Genomic DNA, 26,008 nt, shown 5'->3' on the forward strand with positions numbered 1-26,008 from the left:
CTGTAGGGGCAGATACCATATATAAGCAAGTTGGTTTGAATGATTCAACATACTGAAATACATATGGCTGGATATTGAAGAAGTGAGATTCAGATCAGCAAGTTGCCATATGCAGAGAGATTAACTATCAAGGGGGAGTGGCGACATGCTGCAGGCATCGCCGTCATCATTTGTTATTTTGCCCGCTGTCGCCAAAATTGTCTGTGAACCGGGCTGGAAGTGGCAGAAACGGGAAAAACCGATGCAAAACTATGATCTATTTTATGTATGGAGTGGTGAAGGGACGCTTGTACTGAATGACCAGTCGTATGAAGTCGGCAAGGGGAGTTGTTTTCTGTTCAGGCCAGGCGATCATCCTACTGCAACACATAATAAGCAGAAACCATTGGTTCTGACGTATATTCATTTTGATGTGGACGTGCCTGTTACTGATGTTCCTCAGTCTTATCGTGAAGTACAGGAGACCGTGGAATTTGAACACTTGCTGGCGCGTTATGTAAGACTGTTCTTATCGGATGTGTATGGACGTGATGAAGAGAGTCGATTGATTCTGAAACAGCTGATGATTCATTTGCTTCGCGCCGATACGGAAGAACCTGTGGAGAAAAAGGTAAGCAACCAGCTGTCCGATGTGATCCAGGAGGTCGCCAATTATGTGCGTCAGCATCCGGGGATTACGCATCGGGTGGAAGATCTGGCTGCCCGGGCAGGCTTATCGCCCCGATACTTCTCGATCAAGTTCAAGGAACTGGTTGGATCATCGGTGCAATCTTATATTATCCGCATGCGTATTGAACGGGCAGAACATCTGCTGGTGCATACCGGCATGAATGTGACCGAAGTGGCTGATGCTCTGGGATACCGGGATATTTTCTTCTTCAGTCGTCAGTTCAAACAGTATACAGGCAAAAGCCCGTCCGAGATTCGTTAGCATTCTGGTTGAAAGAACATGATAACGATTCAAGTCTGGGAAGCAAGGGTAATGATCTAGCATTCCAGATGACCAAAAGGGGGAACTCGTGATGAACGGAAAACGTCGGGTCCGCAACCGGGGATGCTCAACGAAGGGATGCAATATTTTCCGGAACCGTCTGCGACGATTCAAACCGGCAGAGGACTTGCAAGATGTATGGTTTTGAGGAGAACTCAGCAGACCAATAACGACGGAGCGAAGCTTCGTACTGCATGTATACATGGATGAAAATGAATGCATAAAGAGGATGGCGCAATACCTGGTTACAGGTGCTGCGCCATCCTCTTTATTGGTGTATGACCCATTATTGCTTCGGTTTCAAACGACCAAGCAATGCGCCCATTTTAACGGAATCACCTGGCTGTAAGCCCGGTTTCGGTTCAAATGTGCCACTCTGCGTCAGCAGAACGACAGTGGAACCGAATTCAAAATAGGCCAGATCATCCCCTTGTGCCCAGGTACTTGTGTCCGTGTTCGCATATTGTATGCTACTTACGTTCATTGCGCCCACTTTGACAACCGCCACTTCACCGTAATCGTGTGCGATATACGTAATGAGCCGTTCGTTTCGACTAAGCACGGATCTCATATGGGTCAGGCCAAAATCGTTCACGGGATAAACTTTGCCCTTGATGTGTTCGCTCTCTATTTTGCGGCCGCTGACAGGTGCATGAATGCGGTGATAGTCGCGAGGGCTGAGATATAGAACGAACCCGTACCCGTGCTTGTACTTCTCCAGATGGGGAGAATGGTTTAATAATTCAGCAAGTGTATAATTTTGTCCCTTAACATTCAGGAGTGTCCCTGCAGATATCGGACCGGCTGCCGTAATCTTGGCATCTACCGGGCTGATCAGTGCATGCTCTGAAAGTTCCAACGGGCGCATGCCCGGTTTTAATTTGCGGGTAAAGAAATCGTTCAGTGAACGGTATTCCTTCCAGTCCTTCTCGGCCTCCTGAACAGGGATGTCGTAGGTCCGGACAAAATAAGGGATAAATGCCTTGCTTCCCCGGCTTTTGGAGAAGGCTCCCACAGTCCGGGAGATCCATTTGCGCGAAGAAAGCTCGGTCATTAATCGCAACAGCGTTTTTGCCATGAATATCCCCCTTAGGGTTAATGCGAACTTCAAGGCCGGCAAGACCGGCCGTTCTGCATAATATTGACACAGAATGCACACGAAATCAATATAATCCCCTATCGTATGTCTGCGGTTGTCTCGGAATCCTCGAATTCTGTTCCAGCAGAAGACGGCCATAGGCCATCGGTTTGCTGTAGGTTCTCTTCCAGTGTTCCGACATTCCTGCCTTACGAAAACCGTAGCGCTGATCTCGTCCATTGCATTCAATGAAATAAATCTGACCGCTGCGCGTTATACCGAGATCAAGACCCAGGTCAGCCAGATGTGGCAAACTGGAAGCCAGCGTCTGGGCAATTCGGAGTGCAACGAATCCGATTCTGTGTTCCAGTCGAGCCAGATCGAATGTGGATTCTGTTGCTCCAAGCGCCTCCGCGAGCGTCATGACTCTACCGCCCTGGGCGATGTTGGTAACAAACGTGTGGGCAGGAGCTGCTTTGGCAAACATGCCTGTAATTCCCCAAAGACCATCGCTACCCCGCTGCACGGATACCCTCAGATCAACCGGCCTGCCCTCATAACGAACCAACTTAATACGCTCTTCGATGAGGTAGGCATGGCGAAAGATCCGCCGCAGGGTGGAGGAAGGGAGCTGTCCTTTGCTCAATCGGAAGGTCGCCCATCCTTTTCGTGCAGCCTTCGTCTCACAGGTTAGCTTCCACTGTCCATCTCGCTGAAAGACCCGCATAATGCCATGACCGATACTACCGCTGCACGGTTTGATGACAAGGTCATCATAATGTTCCATCATATAGGCCAGAGACTCTGGCGTAGCTTTAACTGCATGGGGCAGGTGTTCTCTCAATGCGAGGTCTTGATGAAGCATGTCATGAATGTGATCTTTGCGGTATCGGTTGCGAACGTTGAATACCTGAATACCCTGCAACATCAGCTTAGTGATCTGGTGCTGTTCCGACCGACGAAGCTGGAGTGATCGGTTATGAATGACAGAGGGCAATGGCATACGCTCACGAACATATCTGCCTTCCTTTTTTACATAAGCAAGACATGTTTTCCGATTCGAATCAATATCTTCCAGTCGCAAAAAGCAGGGAGTTAATCCGTAACTGGCTGCTGCCTGTTCATAATTCGCGAGTGATTCCTGACCGGTCCTTCCGGCCGGTATCCCCCGGTACATGCGTGAATTGAACATAATGCCGATCGTTTCTTGGAGCATGACCGTTCCTCCTTCGATGTTATCGCGACATGGATCGTCCATTCATGGAATGCCGGCCTGTCACCGCATGGTTGGACATCACGATAACGTAGACCGGTGTGTAGATGCATTGCCATGCACCAGCGTGAGCTCAGACACAATATCTTATGACATGAGTGGGACGGGGGCGTGGACAGCCGCCTTTCCTCTGCTGCCCTGACACGCCTATTTCCACGAAGATCATCGAACCTTCCTGTCTTGACGCCTGTACATTCGTGCTCTGGAATCCGCAAAAGTCATAAATGAAGTGGCAGATGCCCATATGGAAGCATATGATGCCGGAGACGAACGTTAGAGGAAGGAGCAAGCTGCATGAGTAAAAATGGCAAAAAGAAGGTTCCGACGCCGAAACTGCGGCATGTGAGCCCGAAATTCAAGGAATTGGAACTGACTGATCGCCGGGCAGACAAGATGAACTCAGGTTTCACTGTGAATAGGGAAGAACGTTTGAATACTGATAAAAGGGATTCGAGAGCTGTTCAGGAGTCGGAAGAATTCCTATTTGAATCAACGGAGCTACCTGCTTCAACAAACGAGCTGGAAGAGCTAGAGAACGAAGCCAAAATCAAGCCGGAACCCGTAGAGTCTGATAGCAAGGCAGTCGAGACGCAAGATAGACTGGAAAAGCAGATTCAGGTCAGCAGCGTGGCCCCGCTTGCTCTGGAAGAAGAGCAGAGCACCAATAAGCAGGAGACAACAGGCAAGGACCGGTTAGAGGTCCTGAATCAGAACCAGATGCCGGGTCATACCGGACACTACATCTATACAGATGATCTGAGTGATTTTGCGGTAACGGAGAGCAAACTGGCTCCGTTCTCTGTGGATGACTCCAAGCTGAAGCCAGGTGCAGTCGGCAGTGAAGCATTGCAGGATTATGCAGTGACCAGCATTCACATTGCAGATGGGGCGATTGTTTCCGCCAAACTGGCAGAAGCGTCTGTATCCGATGAGCACCTCATTGACGGCTCGGTGTCCGGCCATAAATTACGCAATGCATCAATTGCTGGCGAGAAAATCAGAGATGGCAGCATTACCTCGCAGAAGCTGGGCAACCAGGTAATCGATTCAACAAAAATTGCCGACGGTTCCATCGGCACAAGGCATCTCAGCCGCATGCTGGTCACGGAAGATTTAATTCAGAATCATGCCGTAACCGGAGACAAGATCGCGATTAGCGGTGTGGATACGCGGCATCTCACGGGAGGGGCTGTGCACACGTCCAAATTGGCCGACGATGCGGTGACTACATCCAAAATTCGTGAAGCTGCTGTCACAGGCAGCAAAATCCATGAACATTCCATTGAGTCTCATCATATTCAGGCAGGTGCAGTTCAACAGGAGCATCTGGCAGAAGGGGCTGTCGGTCGTTCACAACTGTCTTTGGGCAGTATTGGTAGTGATCAGATTGAGGATGGATCCATACAAACCAGACATTTGGCTGAGGGTTCACTCAGTGGAAAACACTTGTTGGACGGTTCCATCGGTTCGAATCAGATTCGCGCTCAGGCCGTGGGGAAAGAGCAGCTAGGCAAAGGTGAAGTGGGCAGTGAGCATTTGGCCGAGGGAGCGGTAACCAGCAGTAAACTCGCAGACCAGTCGGTTGGAACAGCAAAATTGCTGGAACAGTCGATTACGGCTTCCAAGATTTCAGACCAAAGTGTCATTGCTTCCAAAATTGCAGATGAAGCTGTGCAGGGTAAACATCTTGCCAAAGGATCCATTCGTGCGGAACATATTGTCAATCGGGGAATTACGCCGGTACATGTAGACAATGCTGCAATTCACTCCATTCACATTGCAAGTGGAAGCATCGAGGCTACACATCTGTCAACCGGTAGTGTATCCGGAGAAACGCTTGCAGATGGCGTAGTATCTGAGCGGCATCTGGCTGAGGCGGCGGTGGGTACGTTTGAGTTACAGGATGCTGCAGTGACAGACGTCAAGCTCGCAGACGGAAGTGTGACAGAAGAAAAACTTGGAACGGCTTCGGTTAGCAGCAGAGCACTCGCTCCGGGAAGTGTCGTATCCTCGCATCTTGCGGGTGGTGGTGTCACGGGTACACATCTGGCTCCAGGCAGCGTGGGGTCCGAGGCCCTGAGACCTTATGCCGTGAAATCGGAGCATCTGACAGAACATGCCGTGGGTGTCCCTCACCTTCAACCGGGCAGTGTTGAAACAGATGCCATTGCAAGGGCAGCGGTCACAACGGACAAATTAGCTCCCGGTAGTATAACTTCGGCTCAGCTGGCCGGAGGGTCCATTTTTCCGCCTCATCTGACAGATCATTCGGTTACCTCTCCTAAGCTCTCACCAGAAAGTGTTGCTACGGATAAACTGGCGGATTTTGCTGTCACGTCAGCCAAACTGGCCGACGGCAGCGTGACTTCTTCCAAGATCATGGCTGAAAGCATTAATGCCAAACATATTCCAGCAGGAACCATACGCGGCTACCACCTGAAACAGCATGCCGTATCCCTGGAACATTTGTCGGAGGAGATACGTTCACCGGAATTATTCGCCGATGGCAGTATTACAGGCAACAAACTGCGGCATGGGTCGGTCACTGCGGACCATTTGACAGCAGACTCCGTATCAGGGACAGAGTTGCAAAAGGCAGCCATAAGCAGTGAGCACCTTCAGCCATCCGTTGTGCAATCCGAGCATCTGGCCGACGGAAGTGTGAAGTCTAACCATCTGGGTGATCACGTTGTGAACTCACAGCATCTGAAGCCAGACATTATTCATGAGGAGCATATTGCCGAACAGGTCATTACATCCCATCACCTGGCTCCTGGATCTGTCGAAACAGACCATCTGGCACCTTTATCCATCACTGCAGCCCATCTTCAGCCTGGTTTGATCAGTGGTTTGCATCTTCAGGCAGAGTCGACGAGTGCTGTTCACCTGCAGCAAGGAGCTGTACATTCCCGTCATATTCAAGATGGTGAGATTCTTCCTCATCATATCCATGAACGCAGCATCGGAACGTTACATCTGGAAGAAGAAGCGGTAAGTACGATTATATTGCAGGATGAATCTGTAACACGCTCCAAACTGGCCGATGGTAGTGTTGATGGCAGCAAATTAGCTACAGGAACGGTGGATGCGATCCACATTGCAGACGAAAGTGTGCAGTCCCGTCATATCCAGGAGGGAGCCATCCATGCTGATCATATTCAAGAGAGCAGTATTGGCACAACTCATCTTGAAGAGGAGTCGGTATGTGAGTTCCATTTGCAAAATGGATCTGTAACAAATGCCAAACTGGCGGACGGTAGTATAAACGGCAGCAAATTGCTCGAAGGTACGGTATCAGGGAGCCATATTGCATCCGCAAGTGTGCAATCCGGGCATATTCAGGAAGGTGCCGTCCATGCTGATCATATTCAGGAGCGCAGCATCGGCACATTCCATTTGGAAGAGGACGCGGTAAGTGCAATTCATCTGCAAAATGGGTCCGTAACAAGTGCCAAATTGGCTGATGGCAGCGTAAATGGAAGTAAGCTGCTCGAAGATGCGGTATCGGGAATTCATATTGCATCCGAAAGTGTGCAGTCCCGCCATATTCAAGAAGGAGCGATCCTTGCTGACCATATTCAGGAGCGGAGCATCGGCACACCTCATCTGGAAGAGGAAGCAGTAAGTGCAATTCATCTGCAAAATGGGTCCGTAACAAGTGCCAAATTGGCTGACGACAGCGTGAATGGAAGCAAGTTGCTTGAAGGTGCGGTATCGGATATCCACATTGCAGAGGTTAGTGTGCAATCCCGTCATATTCAGGAGGGAGCCATCCTTGCTAATCATATTCAAGAGCGCAGCATTGGCACTGCACATCTGGAAGAAGAGTCGGTAAGTGCAATCCATTTGCAAAATGGGGCTGTAACGAGTGCCAAACTGGCCGACGGCAGCATAAATAGCAGCAAGTTGCTCGAAGGTACGATATCCGGGATTCATATCGCAGCGGAAAGTGTGCAATCCGGGCATATTCAGACAAATGCCATCCATGCTGATCATATTCAGGAGCGCAGCATTGGCACAATCCATCTGGAAGAAGAGTCGGTGAGTGCAATCCATTTGCAAAATGGGGCTATAACGAGTGCCAAACTGGCCGATGGAAGCATAAACGGCAGCAAGTTGCTTGAAGATACCGTATCGGGAATTCATATCGCAACAGAAAGTGTGCAAAGCCGGCACATCCAGGAAGGCGCGATCCTTGCCGACCATATTCAGGAGAACAGTATCGGCACGTCACATCTGGAAGAGGAAGCAATAAGTGCGGTTCATCTCCAAAATGGATCTGTAACGAGTGCCAAATTGGCAGATGGCAGCGTAAACGGCAGCAAATTGCTTGAAAATGCGGTGTCAGAACTTCATATCGCAAATGGAAGTGTGCAATCCCGCCATATCCAAGAGAAAGCCATTCATGCGGACCATATTCAAGAGCGTAGCATCGGGATCTCTCACCTGAAAGCGGAATCGGTAAGTGCGATTCACCTGCACAATGGTTCGATAACGAGCGCGAAACTGGCTGATGGCAGTGTAAACGGCAATAAATTGCTTGAAGGTACGGTATCGGCAATCCACTTGGCAGACAAAAGTGTACATTCCGGGCACATTCAGGATGGAACGATCCTTGCTGATCATATTCAGGAACGCAGTATTCGCACCGTCCATCTGGAAGAGGAATTGGTAAGCGGAATTCATCTGCAGAATGGATCCGTAACGAGCGCCAAACTAGCTGACGGCAGTGTAACTGGCAGCAAACTGGGTGACCAAAGCATTACCTCCAATCACTTGAATGCGGGAATTGTTGGTCCTGCCCATTTAAGTGTAGAGATATGGAATGCGATTCGTCAGTTCAGTGGAGAAACGCTGGAACAGCTGGCAGCGATCAAAAGGAAAGAAGCATTTCTTCAAGCAAAAAGTGAGGCTGTACAGCCATCACAGCAGGCAATTGTCGAGGCGTTGCCGAGTGCCAGTCTGGAGAAACAACAAGAGTTGCTATCCCCAACAGACCAGCATGGAGTACCATTGGCAGCTTCATACACGACAGAGGAGGTTGTTCAGGCTCAGCAACCCCAGCTTGAACTGTCACAGGAGATCGGTGAAACTACGGAATTAATGGTTAGTGAACAATCCATTACACAGGAGCATCTGTGTGATAATGCCGTGGGCAGCAGCCAGCTGCAATCAGGTGCAGTTCAGGCCAAACATCTGGCTTTCCAGCCTGTTCGCAGTGTAAGCAAGCAACCCGTTGTACAACAATTCGGGATGGAGGCTTTTGTACTGCCAGAGAGTGAAGAATGCACAGAGGTAACCGTTGTTTTTGAAGAACCATTTGCTTCAGAACATTATGTGATTGTGGCCATGAGCAATGATCGGGGATTTCAGGTATCCCTTCTCTCGCAGAGTGAGGATGAAGCAGTACTTGAAGTGTCGCGTAATCCAGACTGCAAGCATACGTACGGCTTGTTATCATGGATTGCGGCAGGACCTTCGGAAGGATAATGAAGAATTGCATTTTCAATAATAGACAGAAAGACAAGAGCGGTGCCCAGAGTTGTCCGGGACACCGCTTTTGGTTGAACTAAGCTTGATCCGTTCGGACGGTGAGGGGTGTCTGAACGTTTCGTTACAATTTAAAATGAGTTCATTAGAAGTTCAACCACATTAAAGTAAGATTTACAGGCCTACTGCTTGATAAGCTTTGGTAATGGCAGTAGCTTCAGCGGAATTTGCGCCATGCAGATCTTTGGCTGCTTGAATGGTTGCTGTCTTGGCAGCGGCAAATTTGGACGTTGGCGTCAGGTAATTCACCAGTGTGCTGTAGAAAATCTGTACAGCTTTATCACGTCCAATACCAGTTACAGTCACACCGTTGTGCGTCCCGCCTTGAGCTGCAAGGTAGTAAGCTTTGTTGATAATACCGCTGTTGATATGAACGCCACCGTTGTCCTGTGTACCTGTGTAACGATCGCTGTATTTGTCAGGTTGACCATACAGTGTAGGATTGGACAGGGAGCGCAGTGCATCACCTGGAATGTTAGGTGTGTAGATATCATCACCAAGCAACCAGTTTTTGCTTTGGATGGTATTGCCCATAATATCGGCAAAGGCTTCGTTGAGTGCACCAGGTTCATTGCGATATTCCAGATTGGCTGTGTACTCAATAACACCATGCGTCAATTCGTGACCCACAACATCGAGGTCACCAGACAGGGATCGGAACGTTGTTCCGTCTCCATCACCAAATACAATCTGTGCCCCGTTCCAGAAGGCGTTATTGTAATTGGAGCCGTAGTGCACGGTGGATCTGATCAGCAATCCGTTACCATTAATCCCGTTACGGTTGAATTTGTTTTTGTAGAAATCATACGTGGCAGCAGCATAAGCGTGAGCATCTACAGCTGCGCGATCGGTCCATACATTATCCGAATCTGTAAGCAGGGTACCTGGCAGTGTGGAGCGATTGTTCGCTGTGTACGTTTGGATGCCATTGCCGCGAGTGGTATCTTTCAGTTGGAAGGTGCTGCCGGATTGAGTGGTTGTCAGGGTTTTGGTATCACCAAGCACACCTGTACCCGTTCCGGTGGCGAAGTTAATGAGGTCAAACTGGGATACGATACTGCCATCCACTGCGTTCACGAAATACTTGGTTCGCAGGGGGGCAGGTTCAAGCACGTTAACTTCTGTAATATAAACCAGATAAGTCTGGCCGTCTTCTTCATGATGATAGATGTTCAATTCAGCTTGAGGTGTTATTTCCGCTGCACCAAGCTCTCCAATGCGGGAGGTTGCTTCTTCGGTTGCAATCCGGATTGCGTCTTCTCCGCTGATCTCGGCTACACCATCATTCGGAATGGCCTGTTCTTCAATCGGTGGAAGATCACCAAGTGCGGAACTCACGGCCCCGGTTTTGTCCAAGTGGATCGTCTGTTCTGCACCATAGACCGGGATACCTTTAATATATTGTTTCAGGCGAAAGTGTCTTACGCCAGAAGTATCTGTGTTTCTTTTGACAATTTTGAGCTGGGATCTAACATCGGAATTCAGGAATTGTTCCTGTTGTCCAAGGTAATTGAAGATGGTGTCATCCGTTCCACTGGTCAATGGGATACCCTCCTCAGAGGCATAAGGGGCCTGAAGTGGAATGGATTGATCAGATAATGGAGCTGCAGTAGCAGAAGTTACGGAAGCGAGCAAAAGAGCTCCTCCAAGAATTGTTGGCATAACTTTGGCAAATTTCATCGTAAACTCTCCCATTCTTAAACTTATTTTTTTGGAAAAATATCATGCCAATCTCGGTGGGATTCCGTCTGCAACTTGGGCAGCGCGGAGCGTGGGGCTGAACCTGAAGATGGAATTAGACAAGAAACGATGGGAACAAAATCGGCTTCGCCCGGACAGGGAAGTGTTAAACACACCCCAAAGGATTACCGTTTATTCAGTTCAGCCCGAAGGCTTAATCGTCCATTGTGTTCCTCTTTCAGAAGCCGGGGGTTGTCCAATTGCGCAGGTAGAAGGTGTGTTTTACGAAAAACTGGGTTGTTCACTCCGGGTTTGCGTAAGTGGTGACAATGACGGTGTGTTCTGAACAGCATCACTCCTCTCAAGATCAGAATGCAACCATCAAAATTAACCTAAGGTCAATAAATAGTAATAAGAAGGTCGTTAGGAACTTGTGTTCCTCATAAGGTTATTTTTGTAAATAAATGGCTTGGAACGTATATTATCACAGTGTAAAACTTTGGAAAAGATGCAAATTTGGTTTTTTTCTAAAATTGTGTCTGAAGTAGGGGACAGGTAGCGTTTTTCATATATTTTGACGTATTTTGTCTGAAAGGAAGGCTTGTACCCGCGTATTCACAGAGAGAACCTGCCTGGTGCAAGGACATACGCCGTTTCCACTGCTCCACGAATACATAGAATAACGTGTACTCCCTTGGCATGCCGATGATTGAATGCGGGAGGTGAAAGTGTTGCGCAAAACCCGTACCACAGCACGTTATGCAACCCAATCGAAAATGACACGCAGAAAAGCAGTGCTGAAGAAAAGAAGATGGAAGTCTGGACACAAAAAGGGTACAAAGGCCTATACGTTCATTATTCCATCCACACAGCAGATGCCAGAGGAAAAGGATGGGGCCAAGAATGGAACCGAAAATGGGGCTGAACATGGCGTGAGATATCCTTCTCCACATGGGGAAGATGCTCAGCGGCCGATGCTCTCAGTGATTATCCCTGCCATGAATGAGGAGAAAACGATTGGTGCCGTTGTTCGAGAAGCGCTACGTATAAGTCGTGATGCTGAAGTACTTGTTATTGTAAATGGTTCAACAGATGGCACGGCTAACGCAGCCCAAAGGGCAGGAGCACGCGTGCTCACTTTTGCTGAAGCACTGGGGCATGATGGAGGGCGAAAAGTAGGCGCAGCCGCTGCCCGTGGTCAGGTATTGCTGTTCACCGATGCAGATATCGCCATTCCTGCCGAGCACCTTGCCCCTTATGTGCAGGCTGTGCTGAAGGGGACAGATGTAGCGCTTAACGATTACCATGGTCCGATCACTCGCAGTCCCGTTCATCCAGTGGTGGAGGCCAAACATATGCTGAACAGCATACTTGCAAGATCCGATCTCCGGGGGGCGTCGATGACAGCTATTCCGCATGCATTAAGCCGCCATGGACTTGATGTCATTGGGATATCCTCACTGGAAGTTCCGCCACTCGCACAAGCGAAGGCAGTGATTGGCGGACTCCAGGTGCGCGCTGTTCATCACGTACCTGTGGGCAGAATGAATGCAATTCGCATCAAGAAACGAACCGGACCTGATCCGCTAAGTCAAGTGGTGCTGAATGATCATCTGGCAGCGATCAGATGGATTACGGATACGCTCGGTCCCCGCGGAGGCTATTCCGATCTGCATCGTGTTCGCAGCCTGGCGAGGTAAGCATGTTGCATCGGATGATGCAGCATGCTGGAGGTGAGGAAATGAAGGGACGTTCAGGGGTTGTCCACCGCAGGCGGGCAACAAATAGACGAACGACAACAGGAAGCACACGTATCAACAAGCGTCATGGGAACAAGAAGCAATCAGTCACCCCAAAAAAGAGAAGAAGTCGATCGAAAGCTGACCTGCTGGATCTGCGCTTGATGTGGAAAGCTGGGCAACGTGCAGGAAGCCAGGCGAAGGTTAACAATACAGCGTCAGAAGAACACGCACGTCTCGCGTGGAATACACACGCGGCGAACGTTGCGGAGCTAGGCAACTTTGAGGTAGCCATGAACGCAGGCAAGGCATTTATGCAGGGATATGCCCATACCTCAGGACATTCATTTCAGATCGTACCTCTGCCCCTTCGTCATTCGGCTGCTGCCGTTGTCTGTGCCTGCAATGAGGAACGTACGTTGGGGCAGGTGTTGTCGCAACTAAAGCGTTTGCCTCTGACAGATATCATTGTCGTACTGAATGGAACGACGGATGACAGTTTGAAGCAGGTGCTAAGGCAATCGGGAATTACGCTTATATATGAACCGGATCGGGCAGGACATGATGTGGGCCGGTCAATTGGAGCCAAGATGACGGATGCGGAGACGGTTCTCTTTGTGGACGGAGATATGGTCGTATCGGCGGAACAGCTTGCACCATTTCTGTTCGCGGTGGATCGGGGACAGGATGTGGCGTTGAATAATCTGACGTCCTTGCTTCCTCCGTTTGCGGGGCAGGATGAGGTGAGCCGGATCAAGGCATATCTGAACCGGACATTAGGCAGGGCAGATCTCGGTTCCAATTCCATGACAGCCGTGCCCCACGCATTGTCTCGTCGTATGATCCAGACCGTGAAGCCGGCATCACTGGCCGTTCCGCCCAAGGCGCAAAGTCTCGCCATTCAGCATGGGATGAGCGTATCGGCACCAAGCCAGGTGGATGTTATTCGTTCCAATCGGTTGCGTCCCGGTAACACGGGGAGTGGGAATGATGTCGCCAGATTGATCATCGGAGATCATCTGGAGGCACTGGCTACCTGGCTGGATACGGGGTGGAATACGGCTCAGGCACGTACGCCATCCCGGGTAGAAGTGGCTTACAGGAGGAACGCCAGATGACACTGACGAGCATAATTATTCCAACATACAACGGACTGGATCTGATCAGGCCCTGCATTGATGCCATAAGACAATACTCGGGTGAGCCTGCGTCATACGAAATTATCGTTGTGGATAATGGTTCGACGGATGGAACGGCTGAATATTGCGCACTGGAGCGAATTCGTTTCGTCAGGTTCCCGGATAATCGGGGATTTCCGGCAGCGTGTAACGCTGGAATTCGTGCAGCCTGCGGGGATGAGCTGTTACTTCTAAACAATGATGTTACGGTCACGCCCCGTTGGCTGGAGAACCTGCGAACCGCTCTGTACAGTGATGCGAGTATTGGGATTACGGGTCCTGTCACCAATTATGCCAGCGGCATCCAGCAGATTGAACTGGCGTTTCGAAACATGGAACATTTTCAGGAGCTGGCCGCTTCCAACAATGTTGCGGATTCTTCAAGGTGGAGGGAAGTGCGCCGGATTGTCGGTCTGTGTATGCTGATAAAACGAAGTGTAGTGGAGTCGGTCGGACTGCTTGACGAGGCGTACTCTCCGGGACACTATGAGGACGACGATTATTGTTATAGAGCAAGATTACAGGGATATCGCTTGTTGGTATGCAGGGATGTCCTCGTGCATCATCAGGGAAGTGCAAGCTTCCAGAAGACAGATAAGTTGGCGTGGAAACAGCTGCTTGAGCGTAATCGTTCGATTTTTATGAGCAAATGGCATGTCGATCCGCTTGAATATATGGACACATCCGATGAAGGAGGGAACGTGGAATGAAAGGTGTAATTCTTGCCGGCGGAACAGGAACTAGACTGTATCCTCTGACCCGGCTCATTAACAAACATCTGCTTCCAGTCGGTAAACATCCGATGATTATGTATGGTATCGACAGGCTCCGCCAGGCAGGCATTGATGAACTATTGATTGTTATCAACAAACATTCCGCCGGGCTGTACACAGAGTATCTTGGTGGCGGAGCGGATCATGGGGTCAAGCTGACGTATCGCATTCAGGAAAAGGCGGGCGGGATTGCGGAAGCATTGGATCTGGCGACCACTTTTATCCTTCCTGGAGAAAAATTCGTTGTGCTTCTGGGGGATAATCTCTTCAGTGACGATCTGAAGCCTTATGTGGACCGTTACATGCAGCAACCTGCTGGTACAGCAAGGGTTCTGCTCAAAGAGGTGGATGATGCGCGTCGTTATGGGGTGCCTGTTTTTGATCCACAGCATCCGGAACGAATCTCGTACATTGAGGAAAAGCCAAGCCAGCCGAAAACCTCTTATTGTGTTACGGGCATATATATGTATGACGATCATGTATTTAACCTCATTCGAAACATTGCGCCGTCTGCGCGCGGAGAGCTTGAAATTACCGATGTGAACAATCACTACGCATCTGCTGGTGGATTGGAATACGATATTTTGCAGGAATACTGGAGTGATGCGGGTACGTTTGATTCGCTCGAGGAAGCAGCTGTCCGCATGAAAGGACAATTGCCCTAACATTAATGCGCCTGATGCTGCCGCTGTGCGGTGCCCCATGGGAGCAGAATGCCCTGCGCCGGAGCTGAAAGGATGCTCCGGCGCTTTGCGCAGCGACAATCCACGTGCATGCCAAAGGAGGGAATGGCGTGAGAGTAGCGACACGCACCGGGTCCACTGGGGCTATGGTGACAGGTAAACCCCGGGGCACGCACCCGTCCGTGTTCACGGGCAGTGGTATAGCAGCGGGAGCAGGGGTAGGGTCCGTTGGAGTCAGAGGTGTTAAGTCGGGGAAACGCAGTACCCAGGCAAAAGCGGGTACGTCTGCAGGCGCAGCGCACAAGGTCCGTGCAGCCAAAGCAGGCATCACGGGCAGTGCTGTGGGCAGAGCGAGCTATGTGCGTAGGGCAGGTAATACGGGCAAATCTGGCAGTGTAAGCACGGGAAATACGGGCAAACCCAGCCGTACCAGCAGGGCGAGCACCGCCGGCAAAGGCAAAGCCGGTCTGCGCCAGGCCACTGCTGGGCGCAGGCATGCACCAGCGCGGGGCGGGCGTGCCGCTGCCCGCGCCAAGCAGCGCACGGTGATGCGCCGTGCGCCCATGCCAGCACCGCAAGCCAGCACGCCACAGGCGATGCCTGCCAGCGGTGCTGGCCCCGCCCCGCGCCAGGCGACACTCCCGAAGGGTGTCGCCCCCGCGGGGCGGGAAGGCGCTGCCGCCGCGCATGCGGGCAGCGCAAAGGGCCTGCCTGCTGCGCCTGCGGAGCGCGCAGCGCAGGCGCAGGCCGTGCCCGGCGGCTACGCCGAGGGCTACCGCGACGGCGTATTCGCCGGCGGGGAGGCGCTGGTGGCGCAGCACATCCCGCCGGATCACATTCTGCCTGCCGTGGCGGCGGCAGATCTGATCGCGGCGGGTTTCCGCCAATACGCGCCCAGCCTGACCCGGCTGGCCAGCCCTCACGAGATGGCTGGCCACATCATGGCGGCGCTGGATGCGCAGCGCCCCTTGTCTGTCGTTCGCCTCGGAGATGGCGAACTGCTTACCCTGGCAGCCGATACGGTGCTGCCCGGCCATGAAGTGCAGGAGCTGGCACCGTTTTTGCCCTATGCAGGGGTGCCATGCTCAACGCCAGACATCCGCGCGGTGCTCGCGGAAGCGATTCAGGCCGCCGACTGGGTTGGCGTGCCGATCTCGCGGGCGCCTACGTTTCAGGGACTGCTCTTCCCCGTATTGCGCCACTTCGGAATCGACTGGTCTGGGCTGAAATTGACCAGCTCCACGATCAATTACAGTCTGCATCAGTCTGGTCTAGTGCTGCCCGTGCTGCAGGGGCGCCGGGTTCTGCTCATCGGTAGCCAGGCTGCAGAGCTTGGAGCACTGCTGCACAGCCGGGGGGTTCATGTCACAGGCAGCATTGGTTCTGTAGCAGGGGTCATGGATGTTCCGAGGGTGATGCAACAAACGGCTGAACATGCTTTTGATATCGCGCTGGTGGCGGCAGGGATTCCGGCGGTCATCCTATGTAGGCGAATCGCAGGTGAACTCGGTAAGGTCGCTCTGGATTTTGGACATTTGGCAGACAAACTGGTAACCGGAGAGCTTCAACTCTAGTGGACCGTCCGGGGGCAAGTACAGTGCGACACTGGCCTCACGGACGAGTGGAAATGGAGGAAGCAACATGAGTACATCCGATCAACAACGTGGGGAAGGACGTCACAGGCATAGTAACAAAGATAACGCTCGAAACGTCAACCGTCGTAAGGGGAACAGTCCCCATAACAACACTTCAAACATCAGCAAGCGCAGTGAGAACAAACGAAATGGCAGCATGAGCAACGACAAAAAAGTGGGCCGCCATGCCACACAGCAAGATATCTCGCGACCTGCCATGGCAGTCCTGCATGCAGCGGGTAGTCGCTCAACACGCAAATCCAGACGCAAAGGTAAAAGCAACCGCACAGCCAAAGGCGCCAGACTCTACAAACAGGGTTATCGCAGAGGCTACGACGAAGGTGTCCGCCAAGGACAGAGTTCATTTGGTCTTGTCTTTGAAGGGGTCAGCATCATTATTCCCACGTACAATCAGCGGGAGTATGTGCTGCAATGTGTGTCCAGTATCGAAAAGCATACGCCTGCTCCCTACGAAATCATTGTCGTGGATAATGCCTCCAAGGATGGTACTGCCGAGGCCATGCTCCGCAAAGGCGGCATGGTGAGGGTGGCTGCCCTGGATCAGAATCGGGGGTTTGCCGGAGGTATCAATCATGGACTGATGATGGCGAGAGGACGACATATCGTCGTACTGAACAATGATACGCTGGTTACCCCGGGCTGGCTGGATAATATGATGACTTGTCTTGCCAGTGATCCGAAGATTGGTGTGGTGGGTCCGGTGACCAACTATATTGGCGGGGATCAGCAGATTCAGGTTCCGTACCGTGAGGTAGAAGAAATGTGGTCTTTTGCCAGCACACATAATCGTCCGGATGCCGGAAAACATCGATTGACCGATCGCCTGGTCGGATTCTGCTGGCTGTTCTCACGGGAGTTGCTGGAGCGGGTAGGTTATCTGGACGAAGGTTACGCGGTGGGCAATTTTGAAGATGACGACTGGATTATCCGGGTGAAGCTGGCAGGATACCAGCTTGCGGTTGCCGGGGATGCCTTCATTCATCACTTCGGAAGTGTCAGCATGAAAGCACTGGGGGAACAGGACTTTGCTGTAGTGAACAAGGATAACGAGCAGTTTTATAGCCAAAAGTGGGGAGATCCCCATACGCTGGTTGCCGAAACCTCCCGCTTGGCAAGACAACAAACCTCTCTTAACCGATCTGGTCAACAAGAGGATAGGGATACGAACCCGACCGATCCGCGTCAGCGAATCTCAACGCAAGGTAGCCAGGATCCAGCACTACAGTTCAGACGCAGCAGTGAATTCTACCCCGAAGGCTCGTTCCTGTCTGATGCCAAAGGCGATGTCTATACATTGACTAGTGGGCGGCGGCGTAAGCTGAACATCCCTGTACCGCGTGGAATATCTCCTGTTCAGGTAGCGAAACTGGATCTGCTTGGCATTCCTGCCGGAGAAGCACTGATATCAGCGGGGGACATGCAAGGATGGCCGATGGAGTCACATCAGGTGCATACGACAGAGATTCAGGGTTCTCCGAATGCCTTGGCAGAAGGAAGTATTGTTGCTGCAGTGGATGCACCCGAGATTCGATATCAGATCAGCGGAGGCAAGCGCAGACGATTTGTATCCGTTTATGCCGCAGAACGTTGGGGTGTGCATTCCGAGCATATTGTCAGCGTGTCTGCGGACCAACTGAATTCGATGGAAGAAGGATGGCCGATTATCGCCCCACCTCAGCTCTTGAACCCAGATCTGTAATGTCAGGCGATCTGTTTATGCGAATCAGCAGCATGATGCGGAATGAAAGAAGCAGCGGTATCCTGTGGAATCGCTCTGCCTCATTCCGCATCCAAACATTACATACGAGTTGGAACTTATATCACTAGAGCGTAGAGATTGAAAGATCATCGATTTCCTTTTACACTATGACCAACACAATGATCACCAAGCGTAACGTTGGATCATGAGTAGGGTTAGGGAGGATGCGCGATGAATAATTCTGTAGTTAAACAAGCTGAGCAGATCGCCAGTGATTTTTTGCTGGAAAAAGTAAAGTTCTCACATCATATCGTGGGTAGAGGATTTGTCAATCAGGTGTGCCTGGTCGAGACGGCAAGTTATAAAGTTATTGTTCGCTTGAACAATAGAGATGAATATCCCACCTTTTTGAAAGAAAAATGGTGCATCGAACAAGCGGCGAGTGTTGGTATTCCAGGGCCACAGACATTGTCCGTGGGGCTTACCGCTGAACATGCCTATATGATTCAAACGTATATCGAAGGGGATAACGGATTAGACGCGACAGGGCCCACTTCCGTAATTTGGAGGAAACTCGGTGAGTTCACAAAACAGTTTCAATCCATCCCGGTGAATGGTTTTGGAAGGGAGATGCACGATGAGTTACAAAACCAATTTTATTCTCCTCCTCATGCAGGATCAGATGGCAGTTGGCAAGGATATGTGCAATACAATATCAATAGTCTCACGGAGCAAGATCCATTGATTGAGCTCGGTGTCATTACGATGAAGGAATCACAGGTCGTAAGGCAATGGTTCGAACAATTGAAAATGCAAAAGTTCCGTTTTGGCTTATGCCATGGCGATCTCTCCTTGAAGAATACAATCGTAAGTTCTACAGGTGAGATTACCCTTCTGGACTGGGGCAATGCGGAGGCCACTGTCGTGCCGTACGGTGATATTATTCAACTTATGCAATGCCAGCTGCGAGGTGAGGGTCCTGACAAGGAGGAATTGAAAGCGTTCTTAGAAGGCTATGGGACAAGTACACAAGAGCAGGAGCGTGAACTGAACCAAGCGAGGCATGTGTTGCTATTGAAAGCTTTTGACACCCTGAGGTGGGCCATAGATCGAAGTCCGGATCAGATCGAGTCCTTCACTGTATTAGCGAAACAAGCTTTTGACCAGGTTTGGAGGCATCGATAGGGATATATTATGGTGAAATAAGTCATCTTTCAAATTTAAAATTTAATCTTTCTATTTGGTTATAGGTTTATTCTATTAGCAGATCCATTGACGCAGGAAGGGCACAGGAGTACATTTAGAGCCATAATTCTTATTTAACAGATGGGAATTGAAGGTAACCAATCAGGAGGTATGTCGATGTCTTCATCTACCAAAAAAGTCGTGCTGTGGAGCAAAACAGGCTGTCATTTCTGCGGGGAAGTGAAAGCATTTCTGACAGAGCGAAACCAGCCTTTCGAGAACATTGAAGTGCAGGGTCATGACGTGCTGCGAGATGTGCTTGAAGCAAAATATGGCATTCGGCATGTACCCGTCATTGAAGTGGGAGGGAACGGCAAGTTTGAAGCCTTGCTGGAACCTGATCTGGAGAAGCTGGCTGAACTTCTGGCACGAGCGGACGAAGCGGCAGCGGTCTAACGGGAGTCGATATATACCTTTGGAGCCAGCCGTTCCGGCTGCTGCATGATGCAAGATCGCATTTGTGCAGCAGCCGGAACGTTCATAAGCTATAGCTCTCTTGGGATGTAGATTGTCATATTTACATCTTCAATACTCATATAGAAAAAATCTATTAGTCGCGATGTTGACCCTTTTACGGGGCAGTGATAAGATTTGTGAAATTAAAACAAACCAAACTCATAGGAATAGTTAACTTTTAAGTTGTTTCGCATACGTAATCAGTTCAGTTGGCCCTTGATATTTCTTTTGAAGATTCTAATCCAAGGAAGGCGGAGTGCATATGACAGCGAAACGCAGTTTGAAATTTGGAGCCATTATTCATGGGGTTGGCGGAAGCAACACCACATGGAGACACCCGGAGGTTCTATCAGATGCCAGCGTTAACTTTGGATTCTACAAACGTCAGGCACTGAAAGCGGAGGAAGGCAAGTTCGATCTGGTCTTTATCGCAGACGGTCTGTATATTACCGAGAAATCCATTCCCCATTTCCTGAATCGCTTCGAACCAATCAGTATCCTCTCCGCTTTGGCTGCCGTTACTTCACGCATTGGACTGGTGGGTACCCTCTCGACATCCTATAGCGACCCTTTCACCGTAGCCAGACAGTTCGGTTCCCTCGATCAGATCAGTGATGGCCGTGCAGGCTGGAACGTCGTGACTTCTCCGCTCGAAGGTACAGCCAAGAACTATAGCAAGAGCAGCCACCCTACGCATCCGGAACGTTATCGCATTGCCGCGGAATATTTACAGGTAACCAAAGGGTTGTGGGACTCCTGGGAAGATGATGCCTTTGTAAGAGACAAAGAGAGCGGTGTATTCTTCGACCCATCCAAACTGCACACGCTTAATCATGAAGGAGAGTTTTTCTCCGTACAGGGGCCCCTCAACATTGCGCGTTCACGGCAAGGACAGCCGGTGATTTTCCAGGCAGGTTCATCGGAAGATGGCAAAAACCTGGCGGCGCAAGAAGCGGATGCTGTTTTTACCGGCCACGATACAATTGAAGATGCACAGGCATTTTATAAAGATGTGAAAACACGGGCGGCTTCCTATGGACGTTCTGCACAGGATATTGTTATTCTGCCAGGCATCAATCCCATTGTTGGACAGACCGAAGAGGAAGCGGAACAGAAATATCAGGAGATTGCGAGCCTGGTGACCATTGATAAAGCGCTGGATTACCTGGGACGTTTCTTCGAACATCATGATTTCTCCCAATATCCGCTGGATGAACCTTTCCCGGAGCTGAATGGCATTGGAAGCAACAGTTTCCGCAGTGGAACCGACAAGATCAAGAAGGATGCCAAGGAGCAGGGATTGTCCTTGCGTGAAGTGGCTCTGCGGGCAGCAACACCGCGCAGCAAATTCCTGGGCACACCGGAGCAGGTTGCTGACAAGATTCAGGAATGGTTCGAGACGGAAGCAGCGGATGGTTTCATTATTGCTTCTGAGCTGCCAAGTGGATTGTCTGATTTTGTGGAACTCGTTGTTCCGATTCTGCAAGAACGCGGCCTGTATCGTACAGACTATGAACACGATACATTGCGAGGTAACCTTGGGGTGCAAATTCCAGTTAACCGTTATACGGCTGCCAAGGAACAAGTCGTATCTGATTTGGCATAACTGGTAGGGAGCGAGCGAGCGAACGAACATCTGATTTTGTCGGGCTGTTTTCTCCAACCGGTAATGAAATCAATTACTACGTTTCGTACTACTTTAAACCCGACTTAACTCATAGGATATATATAGTATTGGGTGTGAACATCAATTTAATGACACCTGTATACACAGAGGGGGAAGCGATATGAACAGGTCTATCTCATGGATGAAATATATGGCATTGGCAGCAGTATTGGTGATGGTATTGTCCGGTTGCGGAGCAGCGGGAGGCAGCACGAACAGTTCGGCACAGGCGTCAGGCGGGGATCAGGCCGGGCAAGCCGAAGGAGGCAACCTGACTTTTGCACTTGCAACTTCACCCGATACGCTGGACCCTCATCGCAGTGGGCTTGCCGTAACGGTGCGTGCCATCCGGACGATCTACGACAATCTGGTCGTGCAGCTGCCTGATGGTTCCATCAAACCTTGGCTTGCCACGGAATGGAGCGTATCTGAGGACGGAAAGAGTTATACGTTCAAGCTGCGTGAAGGTGTGAAGTTCCATGATGGTACACCGTTTAATGCGGAAGCCGTGAGATACAATCTGGACCGGGTGATCGACCCAGCCACCAAAGCTGCCAATTCTCTGGCCCTGATTAGACCCTATAGCTCCTCCGAAGTCATTGATGAATATACCATCAAGGTAAATCTGGAATCACCATCGCAAGCCTTCCTCGGCAACTTGAGCCAGGCGCTGCTGGGGATCGTATCCCCTACAGCTGCCCAAAAATATGGCGACCAGCTGGGCAAAAATCCCGTGGGTACAGGTCCGTATACCTTTGTGAAATGGGATGAAAATGCGGATATCGTCGTTGCCAAAAACAAGGATTACAACTGGGGACCTGAGACAGTTGAAAATAAAGCCGAGCCCCATGTGGATACGATCACCTTCAAGATTGTACCGGAAGAAGCGACGCGCATCGGAAGTGTTCAGAGTAGTCAGGTACTCGCTGCCGAGACGGTTCCACCGCAAAATATCGCTGCATTGAAAAACGATCCGAATCAGCAACTGTTGCAGGCCAACACAGTTGGGTTGCCATACACACTCTTTTTCAATCTGCGTAAAGCGCCTTGGGATGATGTGAAAGTAAGGCAGGCGGTACAATCCGCCGTAGATGTGGAATCGATTGTCAAAACATTGTATCTGGGCAACTACGACCGAGCATGGTCTGCACTGTCTCCTGGAATTCTGGGTTATCATGCATCGCTGGAAGGAAGCATCAACCCGGACATCAACAAAGCCAATCAGCTGCTGGACGAACAAGGCTGGGTGAAAGGTGCTGACGGTATTCGCGCTAAAGACGGGCAGAAGCTGACCCTGCGGTATGTTGATGGTTCGCCCAATCGGGAGAAACGCAATGACATTGCTGCCATTATCCAGCAACAGTTGAAAGAGGTGGGCATTGCCGTTGAAGTCGAGATTACAAAAGATATCGCAACAGTCATTTATCAGAACTGGGATTATGATCTCTATGGCAACAGTCAGGTCAATTCCGATCCGAATGCCTTGTATGCTTTCTACCATACGAGTGCAGAGGGCGAGCGTCCGACATTGTCCGGTTTGTCTGATTCGAAGATCGATAAACTGTTAGAGCAGGGAGCCGTCGAGACGGACCCCGATAAACGTGTGGAGATCTATAATCAGATTCAACAATATCTGATTGAGCAAGCGGTAATCTTGCCAATCTATGTATTCCCGTATACCGTCGCAGCATCCAAAAAGGTCGAAGGCATCAAGTTCGATGCGCTGGGGTATCCACTCTTTAACGATGTTCGCATTCAGCCTTAACATGAATGGCCAATCCCGATTCAGGAAGGAGATATCCCGGTATGGTTCACACGATACTGTCACGACTTGCAACATCGCTTCTGGTTATATTCGGAGCTTCGGTGCTGGTGTACTGCATCATGTATCTTCTGCCGGGTGATCCGGTTCTGCTCATGCTGGACCCGTCCTCGGCTACCCCGGAGATGATCGAGAATCTGCGGGTCCAGCTTGGATTGGATCAGCCGTTTTACATCCAGTTTGCGAACTATTTCGGTGATATGCTGCGTGGCGATTTTGGCAAATCGATGATTAATTCCGATCCGGTTCTGCCCAAAATCCTGGAACATTTTCCGGCTACGCTGGCTTTGACCGCACTCAGCTCGATCATTGCCATTACGATTGGAATTACACTCGGTGTATTGTCTGCGATTCATCGCAATGGCGTGATTGATTTCGTCGCCCGGCTCGTTGGACTGTTCGGCATTTCCATGCCAACCTTCTGGACGGGGATACTGCTCATCCTGTTATTCTCGGTACAGCTTGGCTGGTTCCCGGCGATGGGTTCGGACGGGTTCAGCTCACTGGTTCTTCCGGCAGCTACGCTGGGTCTCGTGGGTGCGGGGTTTATCGTACGAATGGTGCGGAACAGCATGCTGGAAGTCATCAATGAACCGTTTATTGTGGCATTACGGGCCAAAGGACTTTCGGAACGTGCCATCATGTATGGTCATGCACTGCGTAATGCACTTATTCCTGCCGTAACGGTAATCGGCATGCTGATCGGTGATCTGCTTGCGGGAACCGTTGTGGTAGAGACCGTCTTCTCCAGACAGGGCATCGGCCGAATTATTGCGGACGCGCTAATGGCCAAGGATCTGCCAGTGGTGCAAGGGGTTGTCTTCTTTACATCTATCATCTACGTTGTCTTGAACCTGCTGGTGGATATCTCGTATTCGTACATTGATCCCCGGGTTCGGCGTGCAGTCCGCACATGATCATGGATGGAACAGTCAGAAGTGTCCTGACCCGGAGTATGGAAGGAGGAGTTGTTGCTCATGAGCATGAAACCTTTGGCTGGTGACAAAAAAGCATGGGCGGGCAGTGCAGGACGTATTCGTCTGTGGAATCGCCGTCCTTGGCGCTATCGCGTCTCATTCGCGGTATCCCGATTATTCTTTTATGCAGCATTGCTGGTGGTGGTGTTTACCGTGGCATGTGCGATTGTACCGGGCTGGATTGCGCCCTATGATCCAACTCAGATGATGACGGATGCCATTCTGCAAGCTCCCTCTGCCGCGCACCTGTTCGGAACGGACTATTTTGGCAGGGATATCTTCAGTGTGGTTGTGCATGGAAGCAGGGATTCGCTGCTCATTGGATTTGCTTCGGTTCTGGTGGGCGGTATTGTCGGTAGTGCTCTTGGTATTATCTCCGGTTATGCCGGAGGAGTTGTCGATACCATGACCATGCGGGCTGTCGATATTCTGATGGCTGTACCCGGTGTGCTCCTGGCATTGTCTGTTGCAGCTGCTCTCGGGCCAGGACTGATGAATATTGCACTGGCTGTTGCCGTTTCCTCCATTCCGGGGTACGCACGGGTCATGCGCGGGCAGGTCATATCGGTTAAAGGTCTGCCTTTCATTACAGCGACACGTTCACTGGGCGGTTCCAATACACGTATTTTCTGGAAACATGTACTGCCGCATTCGTTGTCACCATTGCTGGTCATGGCTACGCTGGGCGTAGGGACATCGATCCTTACAGGCTCCGGACTCAGCTTTCTGGGACTTGGGGTGTTGAAGGAAATTCCGGATTGGGGCACATTGCTCTCACAAGGTAGAGGTTATCTGACGGTTGCCTGGTGGATCTGTACGTTCCCGGGGCTGGCGATCACTTTGTTTGTACTGGCGGTTAATCTGATTGGAGACGATATTCGCGACCTTTTGGACCCGAAAGTAAAAGGAGCGGCTTGACCGCTATTCCAAGGAGGAGATATTCATGTCACATGTTGTCATTATTGCCGGATCACCTTCCAAGCGTTCGCGTTTGACAGGTCTGACGGATTACAGCAGCCAAAAATTAACGGAGGCAGGCATTACCGTTGAAGTCATTCATGTTGTGGATCTGCCTGCTGAGGATCTGGTGCAAGCCCGGTTCGACAGCTCCTTCATTCGTGATGCACTTGCTGTCGTTGAAGCCGCGGATGCAGTCATTGTAGCTACGCCGGTATATAAGGCATCGTACTCGGGAGTACTCAAGCTGTTCCTGGATCTGATTCCGCAAGAAGGGTTACGGGGTAAGTTGATACTCCCACTCGTCATCGGTGGCTCCATTGCTCATCTGCTCGCCATTGATTATGCATTGAAGCCTGTTCTGGCAGCCCTTGGTGGAAGACATATTCTGGGTGGCGTGTATGCTGTGGATCAGGGAATCGAACGACTGGATGATGGGAAATTTGTGCTCACTGCGGATATTACTACACGTCTGGACCGCTCACTGGATGAATTGATATTGACACTGGAAAAGGATGGGATTACGATATCGTAAAACCAAGTAAGTATATTGGATAAATCAATATAAGATCAAACGTCTGCGGAC

At 50.6% G+C, this 26,008-nt stretch carries 18 protein-coding genes; 15 read left to right on the forward strand and 3 right to left on the reverse strand.

Going from position 1 to position 26,008, the window contains the following annotated elements; translation table 11 throughout:
• Window positions 1–145: 145 nt before the first annotated feature.
• Window positions 146–931: an AraC family transcriptional regulator gene (locus AC4G47_RS04915; protein WP_278298407.1), complete on the forward strand. Its 786-nt coding sequence runs from the start codon at window positions 146–148 to the stop codon at window positions 929–931.
• A gap of 346 nt (window positions 932–1,277) precedes the next feature.
• On the opposite strand, the gene asd is transcribed toward AC4G47_RS04915, so the two are convergent.
• Together asd and AC4G47_RS04925 are read right to left on the reverse strand one after the other, a co-directional pair.
• On the reverse strand, window positions 1,278–2,069 hold the full coding sequence (gene asd, locus AC4G47_RS04920; RefSeq protein WP_336764666.1) for an archaetidylserine decarboxylase: 792 nt from the start codon (window positions 2,067–2,069) through the stop codon (window positions 1,278–1,280).
• An 85-nt stretch (window positions 2,070–2,154) separates the two neighbouring features.
• A complete protein-coding gene (locus tag AC4G47_RS04925) occupies window positions 2,155–3,285 on the reverse strand; it encodes a YheC/YheD family endospore coat-associated protein (RefSeq protein ID WP_458123950.1) in 1,131 nt (376 codons plus the stop codon).
• A 351-nt stretch (window positions 3,286–3,636) separates the two neighbouring features.
• Here AC4G47_RS04925 and AC4G47_RS04930 point away from each other — a divergent pair, with 351 nt between their 5' ends.
• Complete coding sequence (locus AC4G47_RS04930) at window positions 3,637–8,832, forward strand: WIAG-tail domain (protein ID WP_491105025.1); 5,196 nt, start codon at window positions 3,637–3,639, stop codon at window positions 8,830–8,832.
• Between the two features lie 174 nt (window positions 8,833–9,006).
• Here AC4G47_RS04930 and AC4G47_RS04935 read toward each other — a convergent pair whose 3' ends face one another.
• Complete coding sequence (locus AC4G47_RS04935; RefSeq protein ID WP_491105027.1) at window positions 9,007–10,572, reverse strand: M4 family metallopeptidase; 1,566 nt, start codon at window positions 10,570–10,572, stop codon at window positions 9,007–9,009.
• A gap of 728 nt (window positions 10,573–11,300) precedes the next feature.
• Here AC4G47_RS04935 and AC4G47_RS04940 point away from each other — a divergent pair.
• The 13 genes from AC4G47_RS04940 (at window position 11,301) to ssuE (ending at window position 25,957) form a co-directional block, all read left to right on the forward strand.
• Window positions 11,301–12,272, forward strand: coding sequence for a glycosyltransferase family 2 protein (locus AC4G47_RS04940; protein WP_458123947.1), 972 nt, complete (start codon window positions 11,301–11,303; stop codon window positions 12,270–12,272).
• Between the two features lie 41 nt (window positions 12,273–12,313).
• A complete protein-coding gene (locus tag AC4G47_RS04945; RefSeq protein ID WP_491105030.1) occupies window positions 12,314–13,429 on the forward strand; it encodes a glycosyltransferase family A protein in 1,116 nt (371 codons plus the stop codon).
• On the forward strand, window positions 13,426–14,199 hold the full coding sequence (locus AC4G47_RS04950) for a glycosyltransferase family 2 protein (protein WP_458123945.1): 774 nt from the start codon (window positions 13,426–13,428) through the stop codon (window positions 14,197–14,199). The genes AC4G47_RS04945 and AC4G47_RS04950 overlap by 4 nt, the downstream gene beginning before the upstream one ends.
• Window positions 14,196–14,927: a sugar phosphate nucleotidyltransferase gene (locus tag AC4G47_RS04955; protein WP_491105032.1), complete on the forward strand. Its 732-nt coding sequence runs from the start codon at window positions 14,196–14,198 to the stop codon at window positions 14,925–14,927. The genes AC4G47_RS04950 and AC4G47_RS04955 overlap by 4 nt, the downstream gene beginning before the upstream one ends.
• Window positions 14,928–15,871: 944 nt before the next feature.
• Complete coding sequence (locus AC4G47_RS04960; protein WP_491106648.1) at window positions 15,872–16,519, forward strand: GT-D fold domain-containing protein; 648 nt, start codon at window positions 15,872–15,874, stop codon at window positions 16,517–16,519.
• Window positions 16,520–16,586: 67 nt separating this feature from the next.
• Window positions 16,587–18,299: a glycosyltransferase family 2 protein gene (locus tag AC4G47_RS04965; protein WP_491105034.1), complete on the forward strand. Its 1,713-nt coding sequence runs from the start codon at window positions 16,587–16,589 to the stop codon at window positions 18,297–18,299.
• 231 nt (window positions 18,300–18,530) lie between these two features.
• The gene (locus tag AC4G47_RS04970) at window positions 18,531–19,484 is read left to right on the forward strand and encodes an aminoglycoside phosphotransferase family protein (protein ID WP_491105036.1); all 954 of its coding nucleotides are present in this window, start codon (window positions 18,531–18,533) and stop codon (window positions 19,482–19,484) included.
• A 177-nt stretch (window positions 19,485–19,661) separates the two neighbouring features.
• A complete protein-coding gene (locus AC4G47_RS04975; protein WP_491105038.1) occupies window positions 19,662–19,940 on the forward strand; it encodes a glutaredoxin family protein in 279 nt (92 codons plus the stop codon).
• Window positions 19,941–20,262: 322 nt separating this feature from the next.
• Complete coding sequence (locus AC4G47_RS04980) at window positions 20,263–21,606, forward strand: LLM class flavin-dependent oxidoreductase (RefSeq protein ID WP_458123939.1); 1,344 nt, start codon at window positions 20,263–20,265, stop codon at window positions 21,604–21,606.
• 181 nt (window positions 21,607–21,787) lie between these two features.
• Window positions 21,788–23,431 carry an ABC transporter substrate-binding protein gene (locus tag AC4G47_RS04985; RefSeq protein WP_491105040.1) on the forward strand — a complete coding sequence of 548 codons (1,644 nt, stop codon included), beginning with the start codon at window positions 21,788–21,790 and terminating at the stop codon, window positions 23,429–23,431.
• A gap of 41 nt (window positions 23,432–23,472) precedes the next feature.
• Window positions 23,473–24,405, forward strand: a complete 933-nt coding sequence (locus AC4G47_RS04990) for an ABC transporter permease (protein ID WP_169480572.1) — start codon at window positions 23,473–23,475, stop codon at window positions 24,403–24,405.
• Window positions 24,406–24,465: 60 nt separating this feature from the next.
• Window positions 24,466–25,383: an ABC transporter permease gene (locus AC4G47_RS04995; RefSeq protein ID WP_491105042.1), complete on the forward strand. Its 918-nt coding sequence runs from the start codon at window positions 24,466–24,468 to the stop codon at window positions 25,381–25,383.
• Between the two features lie 25 nt (window positions 25,384–25,408).
• Window positions 25,409–25,957, forward strand: a complete 549-nt coding sequence (gene ssuE, locus AC4G47_RS05000) for an NADPH-dependent FMN reductase (protein WP_491105044.1) — start codon at window positions 25,409–25,411, stop codon at window positions 25,955–25,957.
• Window positions 25,958–26,008 lie beyond the last annotated feature (51 nt).

The organism is Paenibacillus sp. Negev47, assembly GCF_058313655.1.